Annotated in this window: 11 protein-coding genes and 1 riboswitch; of the genes, 5 read left to right on the top strand and 6 right to left on the bottom strand. The window is 74.2% G+C overall.

From position 1 onward, the window contains the following. Positions 1-137: 137 nt before the first annotated feature. Genes ACWCXC_RS24655 through ACWCXC_RS24645 form a run of 3 tightly spaced genes read right to left on the bottom strand, consistent with a single transcriptional unit; the run spans position 138 to position 5232 of the window. Complete coding sequence (locus ACWCXC_RS24655) at positions 138-1484, bottom strand: vWA domain-containing protein (RefSeq protein WP_450890554.1); 1347 nt, start codon at positions 1482-1484, stop codon at positions 138-140. Next, entirely contained in the window at positions 1481-4123 is a 2643-nt protein-coding gene (locus tag ACWCXC_RS24650) for a DUF5682 family protein (protein ID WP_450890553.1), read from the bottom strand. Before ACWCXC_RS24650 ends, ACWCXC_RS24655 begins: the two co-directional genes overlap by 4 nt. Then, the gene (locus ACWCXC_RS24645; protein ID WP_450890552.1) at positions 4120-5232 is read right to left on the bottom strand and encodes an ATP-binding protein; all 1113 of its coding nucleotides are present in this window, start codon (positions 5230-5232) and stop codon (positions 4120-4122) included. Before ACWCXC_RS24645 ends, ACWCXC_RS24650 begins: the two co-directional genes overlap by 4 nt. 117 nt (positions 5233-5349) lie before the next feature. Between ACWCXC_RS24645 and ACWCXC_RS24640 the strand changes: the two genes are divergently transcribed. Next, on the top strand, positions 5350-6759 hold the full coding sequence (locus tag ACWCXC_RS24640) for an SWIM zinc finger family protein (RefSeq protein ID WP_450890551.1): 1410 nt from the start codon (positions 5350-5352) through the stop codon (positions 6757-6759). Between the two features lie 105 nt (positions 6760-6864). Continuing rightward, the gene (locus ACWCXC_RS24635; protein WP_450890550.1) at positions 6865-8505 is read left to right on the top strand and encodes a DUF5691 domain-containing protein; all 1641 of its coding nucleotides are present in this window, start codon (positions 6865-6867) and stop codon (positions 8503-8505) included. Between the two features lie 223 nt (positions 8506-8728). Here ACWCXC_RS24635 and ACWCXC_RS24630 read toward each other — a convergent pair whose 3' ends face one another. Then, positions 8729-9142, bottom strand: a complete 414-nt coding sequence (locus tag ACWCXC_RS24630; protein ID WP_450682857.1) for a cobalamin B12-binding domain-containing protein — start codon at positions 9140-9142, stop codon at positions 8729-8731. A 326-nt stretch (positions 9143-9468) separates the two neighbouring features. Here ACWCXC_RS24630 and ACWCXC_RS24625 point away from each other — a divergent pair, with 326 nt between their 5' ends. Both ACWCXC_RS24625 and ACWCXC_RS24620 read left to right on the top strand, forming a co-directional pair. Further along, a complete protein-coding gene (locus ACWCXC_RS24625) occupies positions 9469-10464 on the top strand; it encodes an esterase/lipase family protein (RefSeq protein WP_450890549.1) in 996 nt (331 codons plus the stop codon). A 284-nt stretch (positions 10465-10748) separates the two neighbouring features. Beyond that, complete coding sequence (locus ACWCXC_RS24620; protein ID WP_450682858.1) at positions 10749-12389, top strand: peptidoglycan DD-metalloendopeptidase family protein; 1641 nt, start codon at positions 10749-10751, stop codon at positions 12387-12389. 81 nt (positions 12390-12470) lie between these two features. Here ACWCXC_RS24620 and pcrA read toward each other — a convergent pair whose 3' ends face one another. Then, the gene (gene pcrA, locus ACWCXC_RS24615) at positions 12471-14909 is read right to left on the bottom strand and encodes a DNA helicase PcrA (RefSeq protein ID WP_450890548.1); all 2439 of its coding nucleotides are present in this window, start codon (positions 14907-14909) and stop codon (positions 12471-12473) included. A 425-nt stretch (positions 14910-15334) separates the two neighbouring features. Next, positions 15335-15502, top strand: a riboswitch (cyclic di-AMP (ydaO/yuaA leader). On the opposite strand from pcrA, the gene ACWCXC_RS24610 reads away from it, so the two are divergent. Next, positions 15501-16673, top strand: a complete 1173-nt coding sequence (locus tag ACWCXC_RS24610) for an NlpC/P60 family protein (RefSeq protein WP_450890547.1) — start codon at positions 15501-15503, stop codon at positions 16671-16673. It overlaps the preceding riboswitch by 2 nt. A 71-nt stretch (positions 16674-16744) precedes the next feature. Here the strand turns inward: ACWCXC_RS24610 and ACWCXC_RS24605 are convergent, their stop codons facing one another. Then, positions 16745-17098, bottom strand: a complete 354-nt coding sequence (locus tag ACWCXC_RS24605; protein WP_450682861.1) for a hypothetical protein — start codon at positions 17096-17098, stop codon at positions 16745-16747. Positions 17099-17112 lie beyond the last annotated feature (14 nt).

Raw genomic sequence — 17112 nt, 5'->3', positions numbered from 1 at the left:
GTGGACAAAACGCCACGGGGCGGCGACGGAGCGCGTCCGGACCGGCCGGGCGGTCGCTGCGGCCGGACCTGCCGGCCGGTCGCGGCGTCTGGCCCCGGCCGGGGCGGTCGCGGCGGCCGGCGCCGGCCGCCGCGCCGCTACCGTCCGCCTTCCTGGTCCGGTATCGGCAGCGGACGTTTCTCGACGGCCGCCGCCATCACCTCGGGGAAGAGGTCCGGGGTGCAGGCGAAGGCCGGGGCACCCAGGGCCGCCAGCGCCGCCGCGTGGGCGCGGTCGTAGGAGGGCGCGCCCTCGTCGGAGAGGGCCAGCAGGGTGACGAACTGGACCCCGGACGCCTTCATCGCGGCCACCCGCTTCAGCATCTCGTCGCGGATCCCGCCCTCGTAGAGGTCGCTGATCAGCACGAGGACGGTCTCCGCCGGGCGGGTGATCCGCGACTGGCAGTAGGCCAGGGCGCGATTGATGTCGGTGCCGCCGCCGAGCTGGGTGCCGAACAGGACGTCCACGGGGTCGTCGATCCGGTCGGTGAGGTCGACGACCGCGGTGTCGAAGACGACCAGCCGGGTGTTCAGCGCGCGCATGGACGCCAGCACGGCGCCGAACACCGAGGCGTACACCACCGAGGCGGCCATGGAGCCGGACTGGTCGATGCAGAGGACGACGTCCTTCCGCACCGACCGCGCGGCCCGTCCGTACCCGATGAGCCGTTCCGGCACGACCGTGCCGGCGCCGTCCCGGCCGGGCAGCTCCAGATAGTTCTTGAGGTTGGCGCGGATGGTGCGGTCCCAGTCGATCGCGTGGTGGCGGGGCCGGGCGGTCCTCGCGGAACGGTCCAGGGCACCGGTGAGCGCGGTCCTGGTCCGGGTGGACAGCCGCCGCTCCAGCTTCTCGACCACCGCGCGCACGACGGCCCGCGCGGTCTCCTTCGTCGTCTCGGGCATGGCCTTGGTGAGCGAGAGCAGGGTGCCGACGAGGTGGACGTCGGGCTCGACGGCCTCCAGCATCTCCGGTTCGAGCAGGAGCGCGGACAGGCCGAGCCGGTCGATGGCGTCGCGCTGCATGACCTGGACGACGGAGGCCGGGAAGTACGTCCGGATGTCGCCGAGCCAGCGGGCCATGGACGGGGCCGAGGCCCCGAGCCCGGCCGTCCGCCCTCCGCCCGGTCCGCCGCCGGGCCGCCCGCCGCCCTCGTAGAGCGCGGTCAGCGCGCCGTCCATCGCCGCGTCCCGCCCGGTGAGCGTGCGACCGGTGCCGTCCGCGCCGTCCGCCCCGAGCACCAGCCGCCACCGCCGCAGCCGTTCAGCCTCCCCGTCCGGCCCCGGGCCCGCCGTCACCGGCCCGCCGTCGATGGCCGGCCCGCCGTCGGTGACCGGCCCGCCGTCGGTGACCGGCCCGCCGATCGTCGCTCCGCCGGTGGCCGCCCCGCCCTCGGTGGCCGCTCCGCCGGTCGTCGCTCCGCCGGTGGCCGCTCCGGTCGTCGTCATCCCGTCGCCCCCAGTTCTGCCGTCGCTGTTCGGGTCTCGTGGGCCGGTGCCCCGGTTGCGGGCCGGGGCGGTGTGGTTGGTGCGGTCGGCGTGGTTGATGTGGTTGCTGCGGTGAGTCCGGCTGGTGTGGTTGGTGCGGTCGGTCCGGCCGGTTCGGCTGACGTGGCCGGTGCGGTCGATGTGGTGGGTGGGGAGCCGGGGGTCGTCAGGGGGGCGGGCCCCGGCGCCGCCCCTCCCGGGCCGGCCGTCGCGTCGGTGTCCAGGCCGAGGAGGAGGCGCAGGACCGGCAGCACCGCGTCGGCGCGGGCGGTGTCGAGGGCGGGGCCGAAGCCCGGGGCCGGAGGGGCGTGGCCGGGCGCGGACGGGGTGCCCGGGAGGGCCGCCGTGGACGGGCCGCGCCGGACCAGCTCGCCCAGGGTGCGGCGCACGCCCGGTTCGTACGCCGAGAAGGTGCGGCGCAGCAGCGGCAGCACATCGGTGAAGGTGCCGGCGGGGACCGAGGTGAGCCAGGCGTCGACGAGGGCGAGCAGCCGCTCGTCGTGGACGAGGAGCAGGCCGCCCCCGGCCGCGCCGCCGACGAAGCCCTCGATCCAGGCGGCGGCGTCGGCGGGCGGTGTGCCGGGTGACAGGGCGAGGCCCATCAGCCGGGCGGCGTCGTCCTGGGCGAGGTGCCCGTCGTCCAGGAGCAGCCGGGCCGCCCGGCCCCGGATCACTCCGGCGACGGTGTCGCGGGCGGTGAGTCCGCGCAGGACGGTCCGCCAGCGCCCGCGCAGCCCGTCCGCGTTCTCCGGCACGGCTCCGGCGAGCAGGCCGATCGCCGTGTGCACTCCGTCGATCCGGGTGCGCAGGGCGGTGGCCGCGTCGGTGTCGAGGCCGGTGCAGGCGGGGGGCAGGGCGACGCAGATCCGCTCGGCGAGTCCGGCCGCCACCTCGCCCAGCGCGGTGGTGTCCGTGGCGCGGACGTCGCCGTAGCGCAGGGTGCGGGCCAGGGCGGGCAGGGCGTCGGCGAGGTGGCCGACGTCGGTGTCGAGTGCGGCCCGGTCGGCGAGCACCCGCATCACGGCGGGGAGCGCGCCGGGCAGTCCGGCGAGCAGGCAGCGCTCGGCCAGGGCGGTGACGTCCGCGAGCGCGGGGGCCGCCAGGGCCTCGGACTCGGCGCGCGCGGTGGCGGCGGCGAGCACCGTGGTCCCCCAGACGCCCGCTTCCGCGACGCGGACGTACAGCTCGGGCTCCCAGCGCAGCCGCCAGCTCTCCCGGAAGGTGCCGGTGCTCCCCCGGCCGCTCGCGGGCTCGCCCCAGCCGATGCCGAGCAGCCGCAGCCGGTGCAGCAGGCGGCTGCGCGCGGCGTCGGTGTCCTTGCGGAGATCGAGGTCCAGTTCCCGTTCGGCCGCCTCCGGCTTGAGGCGCAGGGTGCGCTGCTGCCGTTCGAGGTCGCGCCGGAGCGGCACGGCGGGGGCCGTGTCGGGGACCTCACCGAGGGCGACGCCGACGACCAGCCGGTCCCGGACGAGGGCGAGCGGCACGTCGGAGCCGTCGCACATCACGGCCCGCACCGCGTCGGTGGCCTCGCCCAGGCCGGCGAGCGGCCGGCCCCGGACAGCGGCGAGGGTCTCGGCCAGCCGGACCGCCTCGATGACATGGGCGGAGGAGACGAACCGGTCCTCCTCGCGCAGAAGTCCGGCGACCTTGGTCATCCAGCGGGCGACGGGGCGGTCGGGGGCGGCGAACAGGTGCGCGTACCAGCCGGGGGCGTCGATGCCCGCCCCGTATCCGCTGTGCCGGGCGAGGCGTTGGTGCGTCCAGGGCACCCAAGTCAGCTCCGTCCTGACCTTGGGCAGGCCCTTGAGGAGCGCCCGGTCGGCGGCGAGCGTGGTCCGCGTGCGGAGCGCGGGCACGTGCCAGGCGCCGCAGACGACGGCGACGCCGTCACCGAACTCCTTGCGCGCGGCGCGCAGTTGGAGGCGCATAGACGCCTCGCGGAGCGTGTCCCCGGGCTGCCCGCCGTCCCCGTACGCCTCGCGCAGCGCGGACATGGCGTCGGCCAGCGCGTCGAAGGCGGCCAGGGGGCCGGCGCCCTCGCCGGGGGCGTCCGGGAGGCGGTGCTCGACGACGTCCTCCCACCAGCGCTCGGGGTCGTCGTACCCGGCGGTCTCGGCCAGCACCCGGATCGGGTCGAGGGGCACGGACCTGGCCGCGCCGCCGACCGCGCCCTCCCCTTCCTCCTCGCCGCCCGCTCCCCCTCCCCTCGCTCCTTCTCCTTCTGTTCCTTCTCCCTCTGTTCCCGCGCTGTCCGCCTCCCCGGCCAGGCTGTGCGCGGCGGGGAGGTCGATGAAGCGGACGGGGACCTCATGCGCCAGGGCCCAGCGGAGCGCGGTCCATTCCGGGGAGAACGCGGCGAACGGCCAGAACGCGGCGCGTCCCGGGTCGTCCACCGCATGGGCGAGCAGGGCGACGGGCGGTCGCATCCGGTCGTCGGCGGCGAGCGGCAGCAGGGCGTCCGCCTCGGGCGGGCCCTCGATGAGAACGGCGCTCGGGCGGGCGGCGTCCAGGGCGGCGCGGACGGCGCGGGCCGAGCCCGGTCCGTGGTGCCGCACGCCGAGCAGCAGCGGGCCGTCGTGGGGCGGGTGCGCGGTGGTCATACGGAGACCTCACGGCAGGCGCGGTAGAAGTCCTTCCAGCCGTCCCGCTCGCGCACGACCGTCTCCAGATACTCCTGCCAGACGACCCGGTCGGCGGCCGGGTCGCGGACGACGGCACCGAGGATGCCGGCGGCGACGTCACCGGGGCGCAGCACACCGTCGCCGAAGTGGGCGGCGAGGGCGAGGCCGTGGGTGACGACGGAGATGGCCTCGGCCGTGGACAGCGTCCCGGAGGGGGACTTGATCCTGGTGCGGCCGTCGGCCGTGACGCCGTCGCGCAGTTCACGGAAGACCGTGACGACGCGGCGGATCTCCGCCAGGCCGTCGGGGGCGGGCGGCAGGTCGAGGGAGCGGCCGATCTGGCCGACCCGGCGGGAGACGATGTCGACCTCCGCCTCGGGCGTGGCGGGCAGCGGGAGCACCACGGTGTTGAAGCGCCGGCGCAGGGCGCTGGACAGCTCGTTGACCCCCCGGTCGCGGTCGTTGGCCGTGGCGATGACGTTGAACCCGCGGACGGCCTGGACCTCCTGGCCCAGTTCGGGCAGGGGCAGGATCTTCTCCGACAGGATCGTGATCAGCGAGTCCTGGACGTCCGCCGGGATACGGGTCAGCTCCTCGATCCGGGCGGTCATGCCCTCGGACATGGCGCGCATCAGCGGGCTCGGCACCAGGGCCTCGCGGCTGGGGCCGTGGGCGAGCAACTGCGCGTAGTTCCAGCCGTAGCGGAGGGCTTCCTCCGGGGTGCCCGCGGTGCCCTGGACGAGGAGCGTGGAGTCCCCGCTGACGGCGGCGGCGAGATGCTCGGAGACCCAGGTCTTCGCCGTGCCGGGAACGCCGAGGAGGAGCAGCGCGCGGTCGGTGGCGAGCGTGCTGACGGCAACCTCGACGAGGCGGCGCGGGCCCACGTACTTCGGGGTGATCACCGTGCCGTCGGGCAGGGTGCCGCCGAGCAGATACGTGGTGACGGCCCAGGGCGAGAGGCGCCAACGCGGGGGGCGGGGGCGGTCGTCGGCGGCGGCGAGCGCCTTCAGCTCGTCGGCGAAGGCGTCCTCGGCGTGCGGGCGCAGGGCCTGGGCGCCGACGGCTGCGGTGGTTGCGGACACGGTCATGGTTCCCCCTCCAGATCGGTCGGACCTGATGTGCTTCCACCGTGCACCATGGCACTGACAATCCGCCTTTCCGCAGGTCGGAGGCTGTTGTCAGTGGGGTCGCCTACGGTCGGGACCATGCTGCTGACTGACGGGGGAGAACCCTTGGGCGCCGCTGCTCCGGCGGCGCGCTGGACGGTGGATCAGGTGCTGGCCCTGGCTCCTGACGACGCCTCACGCCGGGCGGGCAACGCGCTGGGTGCGCCCGGTCCGTGGTCGGACACCGGGGAGGACGCGGCAGGTGCGGTGTGGGGGCTGTGCCGGGGCAGTGGCCGCACGCCGTACCGGACGGTGGTGGACACCGCGGGCCCGGCGTATCAATGCGGCTGCCCGAGCCGGAAGTTCCCGTGCAAGCACGCGCTGGGGCTGCTGCTGCTCCGCGCCTCCGGCGACTGGCGGCCGGGCGCGGAGGTCCCGCCGGACTGGGCCGGTGCGTGGCTGACCGCCCGTCGGGCCCGCGCCGGGGAGGGGCCGGGGGCGGCGGACGGGGCCGGGGTGAAGGAGGGCGGAGCGAAGGGGGTCGGTCCGGCCGATCCGGAGGCGGCGCGGCGGCGGGCCGAGCGCCGGGCGGAGCGGATCGGCGGCGGCGCGCGGGAGTTGGAGCGGCGGCTCAGTGATCTGCTGCGCGGCGGGCTCGCGGCGTCCGAGCAGTCCGGGCACGGGCTGTGGGAGGAGACCGCGGCCCGGATGGTGGACGCGCAGGCACCGGGCCTGGCGGGCCGGGCACGGGAGTTGGCGGCGGTGGCGTCCTCCGGGCCGGGCTGGCCGGTGCGGATGCTGGAGGAGTGCGCGCTGCTGCATCTGCTGGACACGGCGTGGCTGGGCGTCGACACGCTGCCCGCGCCGCTGGCCGCGACGGTCCGCACCCGGGTCGGTCTGCCCTCCGCCGCCGAGGGGCCGGCCGTCCGTGACCGCTGGCTGGTCCTCGCGCAGTACGACACCCCCGAGGGCAAGATCATGGCCCGCCGGATCTGGCTGTACGGACGGGAGTCGGGCCGCACGGCCCTGCTGCTCTCCTTCGGCGCCCCCGGGCGGCCCCCGGCGACCGCCCTGCCGGTCGGCCTCGCGCTCGACGCCGAGCTGACCCCGTTCCCGGGGGCGGGCCGGCTCCGGGCCGAGCTGGGCACCCGGTTCGGCGCGCCCGAGCCCGGCGGGCCGCCACCGCCCGGGGTCGATGTCGCGGGTGGGATCGCGGCGTACGGGACGGCCCTGGCCGGCGATCCCTGGCTGGAGTCCTGGCCGGTCACGCTGCGCGGGGTCATACCGATCCCGACCGCCGAGGGGTGGCAACTGGCCGACGCGCACGGGGACACGGCGCTGCCGGTCGCCGCGCCGGCGCTGTCCCGGCCCGCGCTGTGGAAGCTCGTCGCGCTCTCCGGCGGCGGCCCGCTGACCGTCTTCGGCACCTGCGGCCACCGGGGCTTCGACCCCCTCGCGGCCTGGCCGGACGACCGCCCCGAGGAGTCCCTGACCCCGGTGATCCCGTGACGTCCGGGATGCCCCGGCGTCCCGGACCCTCCCACCGCCGTCCCCCACCGCCTCCCGCCGTGCCCCGACCCTCCGACCCCTGACTCCGTGACCCCTGGAGGAGCGATGTCCCGAACCACCGCGGCGGTACCGGTCGCGCCCGTGTCCGTGCCGTGGGAGGAGCTGGTCACCTCGGCGCTGCTGGGGACGGACCGGCGGCCGCTCGGAGTGGCGTCCCGGCCCGGTCCCGACGGTGCGGCGGCGGCCCTGCTGGACGCCGCCGCCGTGCACACCGTCCGGCGGCGGGCGGGACTGCTGCCCGCGCCCGCCGCGCCCCGGCCCGCCCCGGCGCCCGAGGACCCGCGTCCCGTACCGCCCGAGGCGGCCCGGAGCCGGCTGGCGCAGTTGCTCGCGGACCGGGCGGGGGCGGGCGGTGCGGGCGGCAGACGCGGGGCCGCCCCGGATCTGACGGAGCTGATCCCGCAGTGGCTGGCCACCGCCAACCGGCACGGCTACCGGGCGCCGGACGCCGTGCTGCCCGCTCTGCTGGAGGCGGCCCGCGCCCGGACGGACCTGCGGCCCGGGGCACTGGCCTTCGCAGGTCCGCGCGGGCTGTGGCTGGCCGGGCTGAACCCGGACTGGAGGTTCGCGCTGCGCGGCGCGTCCGGGAGCGCGCTGCTGCCCGAGGTGACGGACCGGGAGGGGGTGGGCCGGCTCTGGGAGGAGGGGCTGTTCGCGGAGCGGATCGCCCTGCTCGCCGCCGTCCGGGCGCACGACCCGGCGGCGGCCCGCGCCCTGCTGGAGACCACCTGGCCCACCGAACGGGCCGAGGACCGGCTGATGTTCATCGACTCGCTGCGCACCGGCCTGTCCGGCGGGGATGAGAAGTTCCTGGAGCGGGCCCTCGCCGACCGCAGCCGGAATGTGCGGGCCACGGCCGCCGAGTTGCTGTCGGCGCTCCCCGCCTCGGCGTTCGCCGGGCGGATGGCGGCGCGCGCCCTGACCTGCGTCAGCACCGGGCTCACCGGCACGGAGCCGTTCGTGGCCGTGGAGGCCCCGCACGAGTGCGACGCGGACATGCAGCGGGACGGGGTGGTGGCGCAGCCGCCGTCCGGGCGGGGTGAACGCTCGTGGTGGCTGGGGCAGTTGGTGGAGTCGTCGCCACTGTCCGTGTGGCCGGGGCGGTTCGGCGGGCGCGGGGCGCGGGAGATCGTGGCGCTGCCGGTGGCCGACGGCTGGGGCGAGGAACTGCACGCGGCCTGGTGCCGGGCGGCCGTCAGACAGCGGGATCCCGTGTGGGCGCGGGCCCTGCTCGGCGCGCCGTCGACGCCTCCGTCGCACGGTCCCGGCACGGCGTCGCTGGCCGAGCGCTCGAAGCTCCTGGCCGTGCTGCCGGCGGAGGAGCGGGCGGAGTGGGTCGCCGGGTTCATCGCCGCGCACGGGCTGTCCGAGGCGTTCCAGCTGCTCGGGGTCTGCCCGACCCCGTGGGCGCGGCCGCTCGGGCGGGCCGTCGTGGACGCCCTCGACATCGCGCGGGACGCGGGCAGCTATCCGTGGAGCTTCAGCGGGGTGATGGGCCTGGCCGAGCGCTGTCTGGACCCGGCCGAGGCGGACCGGCTGGAGATCCTGACCACCACACCCGACGAGCCCGAGGACGCGGCACCGGGTGCGAACGGCTACTGGTCGGAGGCGTTCCAGCGCCTCGTCTCCACCTTGCGGCTCCGGGCGGCGATGGACGAGGAGCTGACACCGGGGGACGGAGAGTGAAGGGCGTCACGGAGCGTGCCCGCGCGGGGTCGCACGTAGCGGGGCCGTAGAACGAGCGGGGTGGTGTGCGGCCGTACGCATGACCGCCGCACGCCACCCCACCCGTTCCCCGAAAGCCGGAGAACCGGACGGCCGGGCCGCCGGAGGGCCTGGCCGCCAGGCTGCCAGAGCACCGGAGCACCGGAGCACCCGAAGGTGCCGGACGGCCGGAGGGCCGTGCGGTTCAGGCTTCTGCCGGGTGGCGGACGTTGGCGTTGACCCAGTCGACGATCGCGGTGGTCGTCGCGCCCGGGGTGAAGATCTCCGCGACGCCCTGCGCCTTCAGCTGCGGGATGTCGTCGTCCGGGATGATGCCGCCGCCGAAGACCTTGATGTCGGCCGCGTCGCGCTCCTTCAGCAGGTCGATCACCTTGGCGAAGAGCGTGTTGTGCGCGCCGGAGAGGATCGAGAGGCCGATCGCGTCGGCGTCCTCCTGGATCGCGGTGTCCACGATCTGCTCGGGCGTCTGGTGGAGGCCGGTGTAGATGACCTCCATCCCCGCGTCGCGCAGGGCCCGCGCGATCACCTTCGCCCCGCGGTCATGCCCGTCGAGGCCCGGCTTCGCCACCACCACACGGATCGGACCGGTCACACCCATCACTGCCTCCACATGCGTTTCCCGTGCCGGAAGGGCCGGGGATGTGAACGAACGTTATCGACAGCATCCCGCACGGTGCCGTTTCGCGGTGGGCGGGGAGGGGGAAATCACACGTGGGACATGTTCACCGGGCACCGTTCCCCCGTCAGGACGCGGCAGTTCCGCCGCGAGGGGTGCGGCCGCCGGGAGAGCCGCGACGAGGCCGTCGTGCCACCGCGCCGTCAGCCGCACGGCACGGTGGTACGGCTCGCCCGCCGGCCGCCTCGCCAGGGCGGACGGGACGCAGCAGGTCGCTCCTCTTCCGGTATCGGAGCAGGAGGTCGATCATGCGGACCCCGCCGTTTCTCCCCTCGATGCCGTCACTGTCGTCCATGTGGTCCAGGCCGTCCGTGCCGCCCCTCCCCTCCGTGCCCCGGATGTCCGGGGCGGTGCTGAGAGCGACCGCGCTGGAACTGGTGGTGCTCGCCGGACACGCCCTGCTGTACCCCACCGGGGTGACCGATGAACGGCACCCCGCGAACACCCCCTCCACGGACACGTCGACCGACCCGGCGACCGGCAGGGCGACAGGCAAGACGCGGGGCAAGGCGACCGACCCGGCAGCGGGCCCGGCGGGGCGTGACTCCGGCCCGGCGGACCGGCCCACCGCACTGCCCACGTCGGGCCCCGGACACCGGCCGGTCGTCCTGCTGCACGGGTTCATCGACAACCGCTCCGTCTTCGTGCTGCTGCGCCGCTCGCTGGCCCGGCACGGCTGGCACCATCTGGAATCACTCAACTACTCCCCGCTGACCTGCGAGATCCGCACCGCCGCCGAACTGCTCGCCCGGCATGTGGAGGAGATCTGCGCCCGCACCGGACAGCGGGAGATCGACATCGTGGGGCACAGCCTCGGCGGTCTCATCGCGCGCTACTACGTCCAGCGGCTGGGCGGTGACCAGCGGGTCCGCACCGTCGTCACGCTCGGCACCCCGCACGGCGGCACCGCACTCGCCCGGCTGGCCGGCGCCCACCCCATCGCCCGCCAGATGCTCAGCGACTCGGAGCCCATCCAGGAGCTCCGGCTGCCCGCGCCCGGCTGCCGGACGCGCTTCGTCAGCTTCTGGGGCGAGCTGGACCAGGTGATCGTGCCCGCCGAGGCGGCCTGCGTCGACCATCCGGACCTGGACGCGGTCAACGTCCGCGTCACCGGGATCGGCCATCTCGCCCTGCCGGTGCACCCGGCCGTCACCGCCGCCGTCCGCCAGGCGCTGGACGACGAGATCCCGGACCACGGAGTCACCGGCACCGGCAGTGGCACAGGCACAGCCTCGGTCGCCTGAGTACGCGCCCCCGGACTGCCCCCTTCTGCCTCCGAGCGCCCTCGGAGCGCCCCTGCGGGCCTCTCGCGAGCCCCAATGAATCGAACGAGTTTCGAACATAGAGCCAAGGCTGTGTGCACGGCCCGCCGAAAGACGGCCGATTGCCCGTTTCCTGAGCGCGCGGGGGCCGTCGAAGATTGTCGGCGTCGCATACCGCCGGGTACAGTCGCGGCCACTGCTTACCCTCCGGAGTCCCCCACCGGACGCCGGAGACTGGTCCTGCTGCCGAGGCGAGAGAGAAGTTGGTGAACGACCAGCCCCCCTACGCCGGGTACGCCGGGTACGACGGCCACTCCACGGGCAGCTTCGACAGCGACCCGCTCTTCGGCTCCCTGCCCGGTGGCCACGACGCCTCGTACGACACCGCGACCGGTTACGCCTCCCCGTACGCGGCCGACGCCCCGACCGGCTACACCGGCACGTACGACACGGCCCAGTGGGACACGGGCGGGCACCGGACGGTCGGCTACGACCACCCCGCCGATTACGCGGCGTACACGGCGGAGCCCCAGCAGCACCCCTCGTTCGACACATACGGCGCCCCCGACGCGTACGGCAACACGACGGACGCGTACGGCACACCGGACTCGTACGGCATTTCGGACGCGTACGGCACCACCGAGACCTACGGCACCGGGCACGCGCACGGCACCGGCGAGGCGTACGGCACCGGGCACGCGTACGACACCTCCGGCTACGACACGGGGGCGACGGCGACGTGGCTGCCGACCGACGGCTATCTGCCGACGGTCCCGGCCCAGGGCGGCGCCCCCGATTCCTCGGGCCAGTGGGACACCACCGCCTGGTACGCGGACGGCCAGTGGGCGGCCACGGACACCACCGGGTACGACACCGGCGCGTACGACGCCACCGCCTGGAACACCGGGACCTCGGCCGCTCCGCAGGACACGCCCCCGCAGGACACGTACGAGCACACGGCGGTCAGCGAAACTCCTGTCCCCGCGTCCGCGCCCGCACCCGAGGCGGATGTGGACCCCGACAGCGGCTCCGCCTTCGACCCCTACGAGCCCTACCGCGCCGCCGCCGAGGCCGAGCAGACCGGCTCCGAGGACGCCGGTCACGCGCCCGCGAACGCCGCCGCAGAGGGCCACCGTCCCGCGAGCCGGCCCGCGCGGGGCGGTCGCAGCCGCAGGCGCTCCCCCGCCAAGCGCTCCGCGCTCCTCACCGTCGCCGTCCCCTCCGCCTGCGTGATGAGCGTGGCGGGCATCGCCGCGGCCTCCGTGGGCGGCATCGGCGGCGGCGAGGACAAGAAGGACGACACGATGTCCATGGCGGCCGCCGACCCCGGCACCGTCAAACCGGTCGCGGCCAACAACAAGCTGGACACGCAGCTCGCCAACCTCAGCGCCGACGCGGAGAACTTCGCGGACCGCGCCAGCCGCACCCAGGAGCGCATCGACCTCAAGGCGCGGCAGGCCGCCGAGAAGAAGCGGCGCGACCAGGAGGCGGCCCGCAAGGAGGCACTGCGCCCCAAGTTCATGCTGCCCGTCAAGCAGCACGGCCTCAGCGCGTACTTCGGCCAGGCGGGCGTCAACTGGATGTCGGTGCACACCGGCATCGACTTCCCCGTCGGCCCCGGCACGCCGGTGATGGCGGCGACGGACGGCACCGTGCGCACGCAGTTCAACTCGGCGTACGGGAACATGGCCATCGTCACCATGGCCGACGGCACGGAGACCTGGTACTGCCACCTCTCCACCACCCGGATCCGCTCCGGCCCGGTCAAGGCCGGTGACGTCATCGCGTACTCCGGCGACACGGGCAACTCGACCGGACCCCATCTGCACTTCGAGGTGCGGCCCGGCGGCGGCGCGGCGATCAACCCGCTGACCTGGCTCCGCAGCCACGGCGTCGACCCCACCTGAACCCGGCTGCGGCCTGAGCCGTTCCCGGGGGCCTTCCGCGTCCCCGGGAAGCCGGGCGGGCTCCCCGGGAACGAACGGGGGCTACAGCTTCTCGACCGGCGCGTACCGCAGGAGCAGCTTCTTCGGGCGTTCGTCGCCGAAGTCCACCGTGGCCTTGGCCTGGTCGCCCACGCCCTCGACCGCCGTCACCGTGCCCAGACCGAACTGGTCGTGGGTGACCCGGTCGCCGACCGCCAGCGCGACCGTCGGCTTCTCCGAGGCCCGCCGGGTCGCGAAGCCGGAGGGGCCGGAGCGCGCGCGGGAGGCGGAGAGCGAGGAGGCGATGCCCCCGGTCGGACCCGCCGGGGCCGCCATCGGGCCCTTGCGCTTCCAGTCCAGGTGCTGGTCGGGGATCTCTTCCAGGAACCGCGACGGCGGGTTGTACGCCGGCTGGCCCCAGGCGCTGCGCATGGCGGCGCGGGTGAGGTAGAGGCGTTCGCGGGCGCGGGTGATGCCGACGTACGCGAGCCGGCGCTCCTCCTCCAGCTCCTTGGTCTGGCCGAGCGCCCGCATGTGCGGGAAGACGCCGTCCTCCATGCCGGTGAGGAAGACCACCGGGAATTCGAGGCCCTTGGCGGTGTGCAGGGTCATCAGCGTGATGACGCCGGAGCCGTCGGTGTCCTCGTCGGGGATCTGGTCGGAGTCCGCGACGAGCGCGACCTTCTCCAGGAACTCGGCCAGGGTGCCCGCGCCCTCCTCCTCGCCGCGCTCCTGCTCGAATTCGAGGGCGACGGCGGCGAGTTCCTGAAGGTTCTCGATGCGGGTCTCGTCCTGCGGGTCGGTGGACGACTGGAGTTCGGCGAGATAGCCCGTGCGCTCCAGGACGGCCTCCAGGACCACGGCGGGTCCGGCGCCGGACTCGACGATCGTGCGCAGCTCCTCCATCAGCGTGTTGAACCGCTTGACGGCGTTGGCCGAGCGCGCGGCCATGCCGTACGCCTCGTCGACCCGGCGCAGGGCCTGCGCGAAGGAGATCTTCTCGCGCAGCGAGAGGGCGTCGATCATGGCCTCGGCGCGGTCGCCGATGCCGCGCTTGGGGACGTTGAGGATGCGCCGCAGCGGGACGGTGTCCTCGGGGTTGGCGAGGACCCGGAGGTAGGCCAGGACGTCCCGGACCTCCTTGCGCTCGTAGAAGCGCACGCCGCCGACGACCTTGTAGGGCAGGCCGACGCGGATGAAGATCTCCTCGAAGACACGGGACTGCGCGTTCGTCCGGTAGAAGACGGCGACGTCCCCGGCCCTCGCCTCGTCCGTGTCGGTCAGCCGGTCGATCTCGTCGGCGACGAACTGGGCCTCGTCGTGCTCGGTGTCCGCGACGTAGCCGGTGATCCGGGCGCCGGTGCCGGCCTTGGTCCAGAGGTTCTTGGGGCGGCGGCTCTCGTTGCGCTCGATGACGGCGTTGGCGGCGGAGAGGATCGTCTGCGTGGAGCGGTAGTTCTGCTCCAGCAGGATGGTGGTCGCGTCCGGGTAGTCCTCTTCGAACTGGAGGATGTTGCGGATGGTGGCGCCGCGGAAGGCGTAGATGGACTGGTCCGCGTCACCCACCACGCACAGCTCGCCGGGGGCGTCGTCGGGGCCGGTGGGGCCGACCAGCTCCCGTACGAGGGTGTACTGGGCGTGGTTGGTGTCCTGGTACTCGTCGACGAGGATGTGGCGGAAGCGGCGGCGGTAGTGCTCGGCGACGTCGGGGAACGCCTGGAGCAGGTGGACCGTCGTCATGATGATGTCGTCGAAGTCCAGCGCGTTGGCCTCGCGCAGGCGGGCCTGGTAGAGCGTGTACGCCTGGGCGAGGGTCTTCTCGAAACCGTCGGTGGCCTGGCCGGCGAAGGTCTCCTCGTCGATCAGCTCGTTCTTCAGGTTCGAGACCTTCGCCGTGAACGACTTCGGGGGGAAGCGCTTGGGGTCGAGGTCGAGATCGCGGCAGACCAGGGCCATCAGGCGCTTGGAGTCGGCGGCGTCGTAGATCGAGAACGAGGACGTGAAGCCGAGCTTCTTCGACTCGCGGCGCAGGATGCGGACGCACGCGCTGTGGAAGGTCATGACCCACATGGCGTTGACCCGGGGTCCGACGAGCTGTTCGACGCGCTCCTTCATCTCGCCCGCGGCCTTGTTGGTGAAGGTGATCGCGAGGATCTGGCCCGGGTGCACCCCGCGCTCGGCCAGCAGATGGGCGATGCGGTGGGTCAGCACCCGGGTCTTGCCGGAGCCGGCCCCGGCGACGATGAGCAGCGGGGACCCGGAGTGCACCACGGCGGCGCGCTGCTCGGTGTTCAGACCGTCGAGCAGGGCGGCGGCGTCGAGGACGGGGCGGTGGGCGCCGTCCCGGTAGTACGCCTCGCGGGGCGGCGGGGGCCCGTCGTAGACGCCCGCGAAAAGGTCCTCCGGCACCTCGTCGGGCGCGGAGTCCTCGGGGGGCGGCGGGGGCCCTTCCTCCGGTTGCTGGAGGCCGGCCAGGAAGCTGTCGTCAAAGAGGCTGCTCATCGCTGTACGAGTCTAGGGCCTGTGCGGCGGGTCAGGGCCGGGTAGGGCGCGGCGGCTGGTGCGGTGCATCGCAAGGCGCCGGAGCGTCCTGATAGCGGAGCTATCCGGGCGTTTCGGCAACGCCGCGAGGTGCCGTGCCAGGCGTCGCGACCCCGGCCATGACCCGCTGCACAGGCCCACCGGGCGGGCGCACTGACAGGTGGGGGCGGAGTGACCAAGAGCGCATGACCGACCGGGCACGGAGAGCGAGCGGGCGGGCGCGTGACGTGGTGAATCGGGGGCCCTGCCCGCCCCACGGCACCCCGATCCGCCAAGGTCACAAAAACGTATCGGGCATATCGAACACCAACCTTCACAGGGGCACCATGAGTTGGCTAGCGTGCTCCGTCGGGCGGCCCGTACCCCCAGAGGCGATCCACGCCGAGCGGGCGGCCACGCCGAATCCGGGCTGCGCGCACGAGGCGCCCGGAGCCGGGGACCCACACGAAGCACCGGGGTGAATCGGTCCGCGACCCCCCACCCGGACCGTAGGGCAGCCTTCCGTTCCGCCCGAACCCGACAGCTAACCCGGTAGGCGGTCCACGGAAGGAGATGCAGACCTTGGCGTCGCATCGCAAACCGCGCACCCGGGTGCGCACCACCGGCCCCGCCGTGGGGATCACGACCGCCGCTCTCGCGTCCGTGACCCTGTTGTCCTCGCAGAGCGCGCTGGCCGCGCCGGCCCCCAAGCCCAGCATCGAGGACGTCCAGAAGAAGGTCGACGACCTCTACCGGCAGGCGGGGACCGCGACCCAGCAGTACAACCGGGCGAAGGAGGCGACCACCGCCCAGAAGGCCGCGGTGGACAGGCTCCTGGACGACGTCGCCGAGCGGACCGGGAAGCTGAACGAGGCCCGCAGGACGCTCGGCACCTATGCCGCCGCCCAGTACCGGGGCGGCGCCCTCGCGCCGACCGCCACGTTCTTCCTGGCCGACGACCCGCAGTCGTTCTTCGACCAGACCCACCTCATGGACCGGATGACCGAGCGCCAGACCACGGCGGTCGCGGACTTCCGTACGCAGCAGGCGAAGGCGTCCAAGCAGCGGGCCGAGGCCGTGAAGAGCCTGGAGACGCTCACCGAGTCGCAGGCGACGCTGCGGACCAGCAAGCAGGCCGTCCAGACGAAGCTGGCCGAGGCCCGGACGCTGCTCTCGAAGCTGACCGCCGAGGAGAAGGCGCGGCTGGCCGAGCTGGAGCGGAAGAAGGAGGCCGAGGCCCGGCGCAAGGCAGCGGAGCTGGCGAAGAAGCAGGCCGCCGCGAAGGCCGAGGCCGACCGCAAGGCCGAGGAGGCCGCCGAGGCCGCCAAGCAGGGCGGCGGCGGTACGGACGCGGGCAGCGGTACCGATACGGGCACCGGCTCGGACAGCGGTGCCACGACGAAGGCCGACAAGGTGATGGCGTTCGCCGAGGCCCAGATCGGCAAGCCGTACGTATGGGGGGCGACCGGCCCCGCCTCGTACGACTGCTCGGGGCTCACCCAGGCCGCCTGGAAGGCCGCGGGGGTGGACATCCCGCGGACCACCTGGGACCAGGTGAACATCGGCACCCGGGTCGCCACGGCCGATCTGCGCCCCGGCGACCTGGTCTTCTTCTACGACGACATCAGCCACGTCGGCATCTACAAGGGCGACGGCATGATGATCCACGCGCCGAAGCCCGGGGCGAACGTGCGCGAGGAGTCGATCTACTACATGCCGATCTACGGGAGCGTGCGCCCGGCCTGACCGGGGAGACCCCGTCCGGACACGACGAGGGGCCGGCCCGTCACCGGGCCGGCCCCTCGTCGTCCGTGCGCTCAGTTCCAGAGCGTGGCGATGAAGATGTTGACGACGGTCAGTCCGCCGACGGCGGCGAAGAGGCCCTTGTCGACCTTCTCCTCGTCGCGCTTGACGTACACGATCCCGAGGATCACGACCAGGATCAGCAGCTTGATGCCGATCTTCACGTTGTTCACCGGGTGGTCGTCGGCCTGGTCGAGCCCGACGAGGGCGATCCCGGTGACGAGCATGGTCAGCGCACCGTGCAGCATCGCCGGGACGAACCGTGCCGTCCCGGCCCCCATGGCCTTCATCTGGGTGAGGAATCCGCCCAGCAGGGAGGCGATGCCGATGATGTGCAGGGCGACGAAGACATCGATGAGTACGCGCATGGCTCCGCAGCCTA

Source organism: Streptomyces sp. NPDC001515 (genome assembly GCF_053597115.1).
This window is presented reverse-complemented; position numbering and strand designations above follow the sequence as displayed.

Coding starts and splice junctions, on each gene's coding strand:
- ACWCXC_RS24645 (WP_450890552.1), bottom strand. CDS start 5,232: ATGACCGTGTCCGCAACCACCGCAGCCGTCGGCGCCCAGGCCCTGCGC.
- ACWCXC_RS24650 (WP_450890553.1), bottom strand. CDS start 4,123: ATGACCACCGCGCACCCGCCCCACGACGGCCCGCTGCTGCTCGGCGTG.
- ACWCXC_RS24630 (WP_450682857.1), bottom strand. CDS start 9,142: ATGGGTGTGACCGGTCCGATCCGTGTGGTGGTGGCGAAGCCGGGCCTC.
- ACWCXC_RS24625 (WP_450890549.1), top strand. CDS start 9,469: ATGCGGACCCCGCCGTTTCTCCCCTCGATGCCGTCACTGTCGTCCATG.
- ACWCXC_RS24605 (WP_450682861.1), bottom strand. CDS start 17,098: ATGCGCGTACTCATCGATGTCTTCGTCGCCCTGCACATCATCGGCATC.
- ACWCXC_RS24610 (WP_450890547.1), top strand. CDS start 15,501: ATGCAGACCTTGGCGTCGCATCGCAAACCGCGCACCCGGGTGCGCACC.
- pcrA (WP_450890548.1), bottom strand. CDS start 14,909: ATGAGCAGCCTCTTTGACGACAGCTTCCTGGCCGGCCTCCAGCAACCG.
- ACWCXC_RS24640 (WP_450890551.1), top strand. CDS start 5,350: ATGCTGCTGACTGACGGGGGAGAACCCTTGGGCGCCGCTGCTCCGGCG.
- ACWCXC_RS24655 (WP_450890554.1), bottom strand. CDS start 1,484: ATGACGACGACCGGAGCGGCCACCGGCGGAGCGACGACCGGCGGAGCG.
- ACWCXC_RS24635 (WP_450890550.1), top strand. CDS start 6,865: ATGTCCCGAACCACCGCGGCGGTACCGGTCGCGCCCGTGTCCGTGCCG.